The sequence below is a fragment of the Microcoleus sp. CZ3-B2 genome, assembly GCF_036705055.1.
In the GTDB taxonomy this organism is placed as follows: Bacteria; Cyanobacteriota; Cyanobacteriia; order Cyanobacteriales; family Microcoleaceae; genus Microcoleus.
Genome location: NZ_JAUBTN010000079.1, coordinates 16,176 through 28,874, shown reverse-complemented (window position 1 = coordinate 28,874; position 12,699 = coordinate 16,176). Strand labels below are relative to the sequence as shown.

5 protein-coding genes are annotated in these 12,699 nt (G+C 46.0%); all 5 read left to right on the top strand.

Features of this window, described 5'->3' with window-relative positions:
• Positions 1-353: 353 nt before the first annotated feature.
• The 5 genes from QUA97_RS25140 (at position 354) to QUA97_RS25120 (ending at position 12,674) form a co-directional block, all read left to right on the top strand.
• On the top strand, positions 354-2,408 hold the full coding sequence (locus QUA97_RS25140; RefSeq protein ID WP_442922591.1) for an FAD-dependent oxidoreductase: 2,055 nt from the start codon (positions 354-356) through the stop codon (positions 2,406-2,408).
• A gap of 394 nt (positions 2,409-2,802) precedes the next feature.
• Positions 2,803-8,619: a HAMP domain-containing protein gene (locus QUA97_RS25135; RefSeq protein ID WP_333196851.1), complete on the top strand. Its 5,817-nt coding sequence runs from the start codon at positions 2,803-2,805 to the stop codon at positions 8,617-8,619.
• Between the two features lie 453 nt (positions 8,620-9,072).
• Entirely contained in the window at positions 9,073-9,900 is an 828-nt protein-coding gene (locus tag QUA97_RS25130) for a CheR family methyltransferase (protein ID WP_194067749.1), read from the top strand.
• Positions 9,842-10,579 (top strand): chemotaxis protein CheB, encoded by a 738-nt coding sequence (locus QUA97_RS25125; RefSeq protein WP_194067748.1) that lies wholly within the window; start codon positions 9,842-9,844, stop codon positions 10,577-10,579. Before QUA97_RS25130 ends, QUA97_RS25125 begins: the two co-directional genes overlap by 59 nt.
• A 7-nt stretch (positions 10,580-10,586) precedes the next feature.
• Complete coding sequence (locus tag QUA97_RS25120) at positions 10,587-12,674, top strand: hybrid sensor histidine kinase/response regulator (protein WP_333196848.1); 2,088 nt, start codon at positions 10,587-10,589, stop codon at positions 12,672-12,674.
• The last annotated feature ends 25 nt before the right edge of the window (positions 12,675-12,699 follow it).

The window sequence follows — 12,699 nt, the reverse complement described above, 5'->3', positions numbered from 1 at the left end:
CAATCCCTCCGCTTCGCTCCGCCCAATCCCTCCGCTTCGCTCCGCCCAATCCCTCCGCTTCGCTCCGCCCAATGCCCGCTCCCGGATAGTACCTCATATTTCTGAAAAAGGCTATATACCAATCTAAAAATGTAGCAAATACTTATAATATTTAATAATTTTGCTCGTTGACTTAATCCTGATATTCAAACTGTGTTTTGTTGTTAAAATTTGTCTAAAATAAAACAACTGCCCCGATCGCGCCGCGAAATACCAGTATTATAGAAATTCATTCACTTTTTGGTCATTGGCTGTAAGTGTATTGATTTGTGTTAAAATTTAACCTAAAATTTCTGATGAAACTTCCGAAGTATATGTTTTCGCTCAAAGGTCGATCGCTCGTCACCTTCACCCTCAGCCTAATTACCTCAATCTCAGTTATTACCCCAACATTCGCCGCACCGACTCGCAATCCCGACAAAGAGGAAACTTGCGACATTCTCGTAGCAGGCGGCGGGCTCGCAGGTGCCGCTACCGCCTACGAAGGTTTGCTGGCGGGGCGCACCGTTTGCATCACAGAAATTACTGACTGGGTAGGCGGTCAAATTTCCTCCCAGGGAACTTCCGCACTCGATGAAAGAGACACTCAGCGATCGCTCTTATTTTACCCCCGCGGCTACCTAGAATTGCGGCAGCGAATCAAAGAACATTACGGGAGACTAAATCCCGGCGGCTGTTGGGTTAGCTATTCCTGTTTCATGCCCTACGACGGCCACAAAATTTTATTTGGCATCTTGCAAGATGCTGCCAAAAAAGGCAACGGTAAGCTAAAATGGTTTCCCAATACCGTAATTAAAGAACTAGCAATTACTCCGGCTGTGGCGGAGAATGCCGTTGGCGGACAACAAATTAAAAGTGCGATCGCCATTCAACACAAACCGGCCCCAAACACCCCGCCAATCAACACCGAAACCCTGTCTAAAACCATCGAAGATGCCTATCGCTACGAAAATTCAGCGCGATTTAACAAAACTATTATTCGGTTTATTCCCAAACCACCTAACCAATCAAATTCAAAACCTAGAGGTGCAGATTGGTACGTTGTAGATGCGACAGAAACAGGCGAATTAATCGGACTTGCCGATGTTCCCTACCGCCTCGGAATTGACCCGCGTTCCCCTCTCGAACCTTCCTCCGCCAGCCCCGAAGGCGACCCTTACTGCACACAAGGTTTTACCTACACCTTTGCGATGGAAGCAACGAAGGAACCACAGCAGCATCAAATACCATCTTTCTATCAACAATACGCTCCTTACTACAGTTACGAACTGGCTAGATTAGCCAGCTTTCCGCTAGTTTTTAGCTACCGCCAAATTAAAACCATGAGACCGGATGAGCCGCGCCCTTCCGACCCCAAGAAATTCCCGATTTATCCTGGGGATATTTCCATGCAAAACTGGACTTGGGGGAATGACTACCGTCCCGGTTCGGCCGAGGATAATTTAATTTATTCTCGCGCGCAATTGGAGGCTAACGGTCAACTGCAACCGGGCGCATGGATGGGTGGTTTGCGAACGGAAACTTTGCGCCGTGGCGAAGAAAATGCTAAAGGATTTTTCTACTGGTTGGTAGCAGGAACTACTGACTCGCAATTAGGTAATGGAGTGAAAAAGCCTTATCCAAATAATCGTTTTTTGAGCGGTTTGGATACGCCGATGGGGACTGTTCACGGACTTTCTAAATATCCTTATATGCGGGAAGGCAGGCGGATTATTGGGCGCCCGACTTTGACTCAGCCTCAAGGTTTTACAGTGTGGGAAGTTGATATGTCTCGGACTGACTTTAGGGCGGATTTTTACCGCGAGAATTTGTCGAAAGAAGAGTACCGAGATTTGTGGTTGGCTGTGGGTGGTTTGAATGCGCCGGCTTTGGCTGTGGGAAGTCAGACTGTTGAGGAGACAAAATCGCGATCGCGCGCCCGGATTTATCCTGATAGTGTGGGTATCGGTCATTACGCGATCGACTTTCACCCCTGCATGACCAACAGCCCGCCGGAAGCGCCGGGAAACACCGAACGCGAAGGAACTCGCAAAGGCCAAGGACAAGCTTATCCGTTCCAAATACCGCTGCGGGCAATGATCCCTCAAAAAATTGATAATATGTTAGTCGCGGGTAAAAGTATTGCTACCAGCCACACGGCGGCGGCGGCTTATCGAGTGCATTCTTTTGAATGGTCTGCCGGCGCTGCGGCGGGCATTACCGCTGCTTTTTCCCTAGAAAATCGGATTTTACCCTATGAATTAGTAGACGAATTACCCGCCCGCGAGCCGAATTTAGAGGCTTTGCAATTGCGGTTACAACAAAATCATAATCCGATCGCCTTTCCGGGTACTTCTATCTTCAATAGTTCGTGGCAAAATTGGAAATAATCGCACTTGGTAAGTAGATTACTATCATAAACACCGATCGCGCGATCGGACGACCCTCCGTTCTCCGGCTGCAGACTAAACTCCGCACTACAAACCTTACTTATTGCAGTTCGCGCGATCGGACGACCCTCCGTTCTCCGGCTGCGGACTAAACTCCGCACTACAAACCTTACTTATTGCGGTAAATTAACAGGATATTATATTACCCGATCCATGCCAATTTACCATCAACCTTTTGACAGAAGCAATCAGCCACTAATTTAGTCAAACAATAACAATACCATCTCAAAAAAACTGATTAGAGCGACGCTTGCCGCCCGCAAGCCAGATATCTTCCACCACCAACGCCTTCTAGCCGCGCCAAACCCCTTCCAACTCCCCAAAGGTAACAGTAATGTCAACTGCAGAACTAACAAAACCCAATCCAAATAATGTTTATGCCAAACAGCTACTCAGAACCTTAGTAGCTGTCAAAAAAGGAGACTTCTCAGCTAGGATGCCCATAGACCAGACAGGTCTAGCCGGGAAAATTGCTGACGAACTTAACGACATTATCGAACTCAATCAGAGAATGGCCGCCGAACTCGATCGCATCGGCACAGTTGTCGGGAAAGAAGGCAAAATCGCCCAGCGGGCCACCATCGGCAACGTTGAAGGTTCCTGGGCAGCTAGCGTCAATTCTGTCAATACCCTAATTACAGATTTAGTGCAACCAACCTCAGAAACCGCCAGAGTAATTCGGGCCGTAGCAAAAGGAGATTTATCGCAAACCATCCCCCTAGAAATAGAAGAAAGACCACTCAAAGGGGAATTCCTTCAAACAGCCAAAATTGTCAACACAATGGTAGACCAATTGAGTTCCTTCGCCTCAGAAGTAACCAGAGTTGCTAGGGAAGTAGGAACCGAAGGCAAATTAGGCGTACAAGCAGAAGTGGAAGGAGTAGCAGGAACCTGGAAAGATTTAACAGATTCAGTTAACTCAATGGCCGGTAATTTAACAGCCCAAGTCCGCAACATTGCCGAAGTGACAACCGCCGTAGCCAATGGCGATTTATCGAAAAAAATTACCGTCGATGTTAAAGGAGAAATTCTCGAACTGAAAAACACGATTAACGTCATGGTGGATCAGTTGAGTTCCTTCTCATCTGAAGTAACCAGAGTTGCTAGAGAAGTAGGAACCGAAGGCAAATTAGGCGTACAAGCAGAAGTCCAGGGAGTTGCAGGAACCTGGAAAGATTTAACAGATTCAGTTAACTCAATGGCCGGTAATTTAACAGCCCAAGTCCGCAACATTGCCGAAGTGACAACCGCTGTAGCCAATGGCGATTTATCTAAGAAAATTACCGTCGATGTTAAAGGCGAAATTTTTGAACTGAAAAACACGATTAACATCATGGTGGATCAGTTGAATTCCTTCGCCTCAGAAGTAACGAGAGTTGCTAGAGAAGTTGGTTCCGAAGGTAAACTTGGCGGTCAAGCAGAAGTTAAAGGAGTTGCGGGAACTTGGAAAGATTTAACTGATAGCGTTAACTTCATGGCCGGCAGTTTGACATCACAAGTCCGCAACATTGCTGATGTGACAACCGCTGTGGCCAAAGGCGATTTATCTAAGAAAATTACTGTTGATGTTAAAGGTGAAATTCTGGAGTTAAAAAACACCGTCAACACGATGGTGGATCAACTTAATTCCTTCGTATCAGAAGTAACCAGAGTGGCGCGGGAAGTAGGAACCGAAGGCAAATTAGGCGTACAAGCAGAAGTCCAGGGAGTTGCAGGAACCTGGAAAGATTTAACGGATTCTGTTAACTCGATGGCCAACAATTTAACAGCCCAAGTCCGCAACATTGCTGATGTGACGACTGCTGTTGCTAACGGTGACTTATCTAAGAAAATTACGGTACAGGTTAAAGGCGAAATCTTAGAACTAAAAAATACCATTAACGTGATGGTGGATCAACTTAATTCCTTCGCCTCAGAAGTAACGCGGGTGGCGAGGGAAGTAGGTTCGGAAGGTAAACTAGGCGGTCAAGCGGATGTCCGAGGCGTAGCAGGAACCTGGAAGGATTTAACGGATTCTGTTAACTTTATGGCCGGTAGTTTGACGGCGCAAGTGCGGAATATTGCGGCGGTGACGACTGCTGTAGCAAATGGCGATTTATCTAAGAAAATTACTGTTGATGTTAAAGGTGAAATCCTAGAGTTAAAAAACACTGTCAACACGATGGTTGACCAGTTAAATTCCTTCGCCTCAGAAGTAACCAGAGTTGCGAGGGAAGTAGGAAGCGAAGGGAAATTAGGCGTGCAAGCTGAGGTGAAAGGAGTTGCAGGAACCTGGAAAGATTTAACTGATTCAGTTAACTCGATGGCGGGGAATTTAACAGCCCAAGTCCGCAACATTGCTGAAGTGACAACTGCTGTGGCCAATGGCGATTTATCTAAGAAAATTACTGTCGATGTCAAAGGGGAAATTCTTGAACTGAAAAACACGATTAACATCATGGTAGATCAGTTGAGTTCCTTCTCTTCAGAAGTAACCAGAGTTGCGAGGGAAGTAGGAACCGAAGGCAAATTAGGCGTACAAGCTTATGTGCGCGGGGTAGGGGGAACTTGGAAAGATTTAACTGATTCTGTTAACTTGATGGCGGGAAATTTGACGGCGCAGGTGCGGAATATTGCGGAAGTGACGAAGGCGGTAGCAAATGGAGATTTGTCTAAGAAAATTACCGTTGATGTTAAAGGCGAAATTCTGGAGTTGAAAGATACTATTAATGTGATGGTGGATCAGCTTAATTCCTTCGCTTCTGAGGTGACGCGGGTGGCGCGGGAGGTGGGAACTGAGGGTAAATTGGGCGGTCAAGCTGAGGTGAAAGGAGTTGCGGGGACTTGGAAAGATTTAACCGACAATGTAAACTCGATGGCGGAGAATTTGACGGCGCAAGTGCGGGGTATTGCTAAAGTTGTGACGGCGGTGGCGAATGGCGATTTGAAGCGTAAATTAATCCTGGAAGCTAAGGGAGAAATTGCGACTCTGGCTGATACGATTAACGAGATGATCGATACGCTGGCGACGTTTTCCGATCAAGTTACTACAGTGGCGCGGGAAGTTGGAATTGAAGGGAAATTGGGTGGTCAGGCGAAGGTTCCGGGTGCGGCGGGGACGTGGCGAGATTTGACGGACAATGTGAATGAATTGGCGGCGAATTTGACTACTCAGTTGCGGGCGATCGCCGAAGTGGCAATTGCTGTTACCAGAGGCGATTTAACGAGGTCAATTTCCGTCGCTACTGAAGGAGAAGTTGCCATTGTCAAAGATAATCTAAACCAGATGATCGCCAATCTCCGGGAGACCACGCATAAAAATACTGAGCAAGATTGGCTGAAAACAAATCTGGCTAAGTTCACTCGAATGCTACAAGGTCAGCGGGATTTAGAAACAGTTTCTAAACTAATTTTATCTGAACTGACGCCGCTGGTTTCTGCTCAGCATGGTGTATTCTTTTTGATGGAATCTATAGAACACGATCCGTTTCTCAAACTGTTAAGTACCTACGCCTACCGGGAACGCAAGCATCTAGGAAATAGATTCAGTTTAGGCGAAGGTTTGGTCGGACAGTGCGCCCTGGAAAAAGAACGAATACTGTTGACGGAAGTACCGGAAAATTACGTTAAAATCAGCTCGGGATTGGGAGAATCTTCGCCGCTGAATGTCGTGGTTTTACCCGTATTGTTTGAGGGACAAGTGACGGCGGTAATCGAGTTAGCTTCGTTCCGCCGCTTCAGCGAAATACATTTGACATTTTTAGACCAACTTACAGAAAGTATCGCGATTGTTTTAAATACAATTGCGGCGAGTATGCGGACGGAAGAGTTATTAAAACAGTCGCAGTCTTTGACAGAAGAGTTGCAAACTCAGCAAAGGGAACTAACGGAAACTAACAAGCGTCTCGAACAACAGGCGCAGTCGCTCCGCGCTTCTGAGGAATTGTTGAAAAATCAGCAGGATGAGTTGCAACAAACGAATGAAGAATTAGAAGAACAAGCTGAATTGTTGGCGCTGCAAAATAAGGAAGTTGAGCGGAAAAACCGAGATATTGAACAGGCGAGGGCGTTGCTGGAAGAAAGAGCCGAACAGTTGGCTCTAACTTCTAAGTATAAGTCGGAGTTTCTGGCAAATATGTCTCACGAGTTGCGAACTCCGCTGAATTCGCTGTTGATTTTGGCTCGATTGCTTTCTGATAATCCTGACGGCAATTTGACTTCTAAGCAAGTTGAATACACGCGCACTATTTATTCGGCGGGAACTGATTTGTTAGAGCTGATTAATGACATTTTGGATCTTGCTAAGATTGAATCGGGCACGATGTCGGTGGATATTGAGCAAGTTTTGTTTGGGGATTTGCGAGAGCATTTGGATCGAACTTTCCGCCAAATCGCTCTGGATAAGAAGTTGAGTTATCAAATAGAGCTTGATGCTGGGTTGCCAAAAGGTATCTATACTGATGCTAAACGGCTGCAACAAGTTTTGAAGAATCTTCTCTCTAATGCTTTTAAGTTTACTGAACGGGGTGAGGTGAAGTTGCGTGTCGAAGTAGTGCGGGAAGGGTGGAGTTTAGAAGTTGAAGCTTTAACGAGTTCTGCTACTGTTTTGGCTTTCTCGGTTAGCGATACGGGGATTGGGATTTCTGATGACAAACACAGGGTTATTTTTGAGGCTTTCCAACAAGCTGATGGTAGCACTAGCCGGAAATACGGGGGCACTGGTTTGGGTTTGTCTATTAGTAGAGAAATTGCTAATCTGTTAGGGGGAGAAATTAAGTTGACGAGTCGCGCTGGTGAGGGTAGTAAATTCACGCTTTATCTGCCGCAAACTTATCAAGAATCTGGCATAATGAACGATCGCGATTCTGGAACCGACAACCCAACGCCCCAGTTGCCGCCTGGTGTTTCTGTGACAGTTCCTTCGCCGAATTTCCATTTGCCCATCGCGCCTTATCCGTCGGTTACAATATCTGATGACCGAGAAAATATTGAGAGTGGCGATCGCATTCTTTTGATTATCGAGGATGATGTCAATTTTGCTCGGATTCTGGTGGATATGGCGCAGGAACAGGGTTTTAAAGCTTTGGTTGCTTTGCGGAGCGATATCGGTTTGGCGATGGCGCGAGAGTTCAAGCCAACTGCAATTATGCTGGATCTAAATTTGCCTGTGATGGATGGCTGGACGGTGCTCGATCGCCTAAAGCACGACGCGAGTACGCGCCACATTCCGGTTCACATTGTATCAGTTGAAGAAGGGCGGCAGCGCAGTTTGCAGTTAGGGGCGATCGCCTATTTACAAAAGCCTGTCAGTCATGAGGCGCTGAGCAAATCTTTGACTGATATTAAGGGTTTTGTGGATCGACCGGTGAAAAATTTGCTCGTTGTCGAAGACGACGCAACGCAACGTCTTAGCATTGTGGATTTAATCGGCAATCACGATGTTTCAACGACGGCTGTGGGTAGCGGTGCAGAGGCGCTAGAAACTTTGAAGTCTGGGCATTTTGACTGCATTGTGCTCGATTTGGGACTGCCAGATATGACTGGTTTTGAACTGATCGAGCAGATCAAGCAAGAGCCGAATTTGAAAAGTTTACCGATTATTATTTATACGGGCAAAGAGTTGACGAGAACTGAAGAAACTCAACTGAAGCGCATGGCGGAAACAATAATTATTAAAGATGTGCGATCGCCAGAGCGGCTTTTGGATGAAACTGCTTTGTTCTTGCACCGAGTCCAAGCAAATTTGCCGGAACCGAAGCGCCAAATGCTAGAACAGTTGTATCAAACAGATTCGACACTCGCGGGCAAAAAAGTCTTGATTGTTGACGACGATGTGCGGAATATCTTCGCCCTCACGAGTATGCTGGAGCGCCATCTAATGCAAATTGTGTTTGCTGAAAACGGCCGAGAGGGTATTGCTCAGTTGCAAAATACGCCTGACATAAATATTGTGTTGATGGACGTGATGATGCCGGAGATGGACGGTTACGAAACAATGGAAGCAATTCGCAAGATGCCTCAATTCGGTTCGCTACCAATGATTGCTCTTACCGCGAAAGCTATGAAGGGCGATCGGGAAAAATGTATCGAAGCTGGAGCGTCTGACTACATCACGAAGCCTGTTGATACGGAACAATTGCTGTCGCTGCTGCGCGTTTGGCTTTATAGATGAAATAAGTCATTAGTCATTAGTCATTAGTCATTAGTCATTAGTCATTAGTGATTAGTGATTAGTGATTAATCATTAAGCTGTCGGATATTTAAATTGTATGTCAAAAAACAATTCCCCGTCTTGTGGGGTGTCCCGCCCGCCCTGAATATACAATTTAAATGCGCTACAGCTTAGTCATTAGTCATTGTGGATTGTGGGCTGTGGACTGTGGGCTGTGGACTGTAGGCTGTGGACTGATGACAAATCACAAATAACTAAGGACTAATAACAAATAACAAATAACTAAGGACTAAGGACTAAGGACTAATGACTAAGGACTAATGACTAAGGACTAATGACTAAGGACTAAGGACTAAGGACTAAGGACTAAGGACTAAGGACTAATGACTAAGGACTAAGGACTAATGACTAAGGACTAATGACTAAGGACTAATGACTAAGGACTAATGACTAATGCCCGAAACCCATGAACTTGAAACAATCGAAATTCAACTCCTACTAGAGGGAATATTTCGCTATTACGGATTTGATTTTCGTAATTATGCTCTTGCGTCTATCAAGCGTCGCATTTGGAACACTATTCGCTCGGAACGGCTCACCACGGTCTCTGGACTTCAGGAAAAGATACTCCACAATCCGGCCTGTCTAGAGCGTTTTTTGGTGGATGTTTCTGTTAATGTAACTACGATGTTTCGCGACCCTAAATTTTACATTAGTTTCCGAAAAAAAGTAGTACCGATGCTGCGTACTTATCCTTTTATTCGCATTTGGCACGCTGGATGTTCAACGGGAGAAGAAGTCTATTCTATGGCAATTTTGCTGCAAGAAGAAGGGCTTTATGACCGCTGTCGAATTTACGCTACTGACATGAACGAATTAGTGTTGAAAACAGCCAAGGCTGGTATATTTCCTTTGAAACAAATGCAAGAATATACGCAGCTCTACCACCAAGCAGGGGGCAAGAAAGCGTTTTCTGAGTATTATACTGCTGCCTATGAAAATGCTATTTTTGGGTCTTCACTTAAAGATAACATGGTCTTTGCTCACCACAACTTAGCAACCGATACTTCTTTTAATGAATTTAATGTAATTGTGTGCCGCAATGTGCTGATTTATTTCAATTCACAGCTCCAAGAGCGGGTACACAAGCTTTTTTATGAGAGTTTGGGAATGTTTGGAGTTTTAGGATTAGGACATCAGGAGTCTCTCACTTTTACGCCTTATGAAAAAAACTATGAAGCAGTTGAAAGAAGTGACAAAATCTACCGCAAAATTAAATAAAAATATTTTTGAGATAGTGGTTGTTGGCACGTCTTTGGGAGGGCTAGATGCTCTGACTGTCCTGCTGGGAGATTTGCCACAAAGTTTTCCTTTACCTGTGGTTATTGTCCAACACCGCCACAAGACTTCTCCCAACAGGCTTACTGATTTTTTACAACAGCAAAGCTCTCTCCAAATCACGGAGGCCGAGGACAAAGAGCCGATCGCACCTGGCCGGGTTTACTTGGCTCCCGCTGACTATCACTTGCTCGTAGAATTGCCTTGGGTGGAGAAATTTAGCCTTGATGAAAACGACGGTACAGCATGGAAGAGCGCGGCGGTGGAGCCGATAGACAATTCAAAATCCCCAATCCTCAGTCGCGTTTCTCCTACATTTGCACTATCAACTGATGCTCCTGTCTGCCACGCGCGGCCCTCTATCGATGTGCTGTTTGAGTCTGCTGCTGATGCGTTTGGGGAGCGCGCTATTGGCATAATTTTAACAGGAGCTAGTTCTGATGGTACTGCTGGGCTGGCAAAAATTAAAGCTGAAGGAGGATTGACATTTGTGGAGGAACCGGATTCTGCTCTCTGCCGGACAATGCCTGCATCTGCGATCGCAAATGTTGAAGTAGACTGGATTTTACCCCTTTCTCAAATCGCTCCCTGTTTGGTCAATTTGCTAACAATTAAAAATTAAAAAATTTATGAATGTGCAGCCCGAAGATCGAGTAAATGTCCTGATAGTTGACGATCGCTCAGAAAATTTGGTGGCTCTGGAAGCTATTTTGAAGAACCAGTCTTATAATTTAGTCAAGGCAAATTCAGGCGCAGAAGCTCTGAGATGTCTGCTTCATCAAGATTTTGCGGTAATTTTGCTTGATGTGCAGATGCCGGGAATGGATGGATTTGAGACAGCAACAATGATTCGCTCTAGAGATCGATCGCGATCGACTCCGATTATTTTTATCACAGCATTCAGCAGTAATGACACCCACGTATTTAAAGGTTATTCTCTGGGTGCGGTGGATTACCTCTTCAAACCGTTGGAACCGGAAATATTGACATCGAAGGTGGCGGTATTTGTGGAATTGTTCCAAAAAACTGCCGAGGTGAAGCGACAAGCAACAGAGTTAGCTGCTGTTAATAATGAACTAAGTAAAAGTGAAGAACGATTTCGTACTTTGTGTGCTTGTTCGCCCCTGGGAATTTACTTAGCTGATGTTGCAGGCCGCTGTACTTACCTGAATCCCCGATGTCAAGCGATTTCTGGGTTGATTTTGGAGGAAAGTTTGGTGTCAGTTTGGCAGCGTTCGGTTCATCCTGAAGACCGCGATCGCGTAGTAGCAGATTGGTCGGGTTGGATTAAAGAAGGTCACGAATATTCGACTGAGTTTCGATTAGCTGATAACGAAGATGTGCGTTGGATTCACGTACAATCGTCGCCCATGTTTTCGGATTTGGGAATACTGCTCGGTCACGTTGGTACGGTTAGAGATGTCACAGACCGCAAGCAAGCAGAGGAAGAACGCGGCCGACTAATCCGCGAACAGGTGGCGCGGCAAGAAGCTGAGAGAGCTAACCAGATGAAGGATGAATTTCTGGCTATTCTCTCCCACGAACTCCGTACTCCTTTAAATGCGATTCTCGGCTGGTCTAGGCTGCTTCGGGCAAAAAAGTTTGACCAAGCAACGGTTGATAAAGCTCTAGAGACTATTGAGCGCAATGCTAAATCTCAAGCGCAACTCGTTGAAGATATTTTAGATGTTTCGCGAATTCTGCGCGGAAAATTAAATTTTAATTTGTATCCGATTCAGTTAAAAAATGTGATTGAAATGGCAATTGATTCTCTGAAACCGCTGGCAGAGACAAAATCAATTGCGATCGTATTTCAAGCTGACTCAAAGGTTGGTAAAGTTATAGGCGATAGCGATCGCTTGCAGCAAGTAGTCTGGAATTTGCTTTCAAATGCGATTAAGTTTACTCCTGAAGGGGGTAAAGTAGATGTGCGGTTGGAGTTAGTGGGCGATGAGGCGCAAATTCAGGTCATTGATAGCGGAATTGGTATTAATCCTGATTTTCTGCCTTATGTTTTCGATCGCTTCCGCCAAGCTGATAGCAGCACAACGAGGTCTTACGGGGGTTTGGGGCTGGGATTGGCGATCGTCAGTCACTTGGTGGAACAGCACGGCGGTAACGTTAGGGCAGAGAATAATCCGGGCGAGGGTGCGAAATTTACGGTTTTTCTGCCTGTTGAGGGAAACGGGGAAGGTGCTGTTGATGATTGCTTGGAACTCCATGAGGTGACAGAGGCTCTACCAACTCTGGCTAATTTGCAATTGCTGGTGGTGGATGATGACGATGACACGCGGGACTTTTTGATTGCTGTACTCGAAGAGGAAGGAGCTGTGGTGCGATCGGCGGCATCGGTGGCGGGGGCTCTAGCTGCACTGGAGAGTTTTTGGCCGGATGTGCTGCTGAGCGACATTGGAATGCCGCAAGCAGACGGCTATGAGTTAATCGCGCGGGTGAAAGAAATGGAAGTGCTGCGCGAGCGAAAAATGCCTGCGATCGCCCTGACGGCTTACGTGAGAGAGTCCGATCGCCGACAAGCGCTGGAAGCTGGTTTCCAGATGCACTTATCTAAACCTGTTGAGGTAACTAAGTTAATTGCAGGAATTGCCAACCTCGCAGGAATCCTCAGAAATCCGGTGGGCCTCAAAGCTGTTGCATCATTCAATTTAAAAGGCCACAGATCCGACGCTCAAAGGGACTCGGCGGTTGAAACCGCCTGAGAGTAAAACTATCGCCGATCGACAG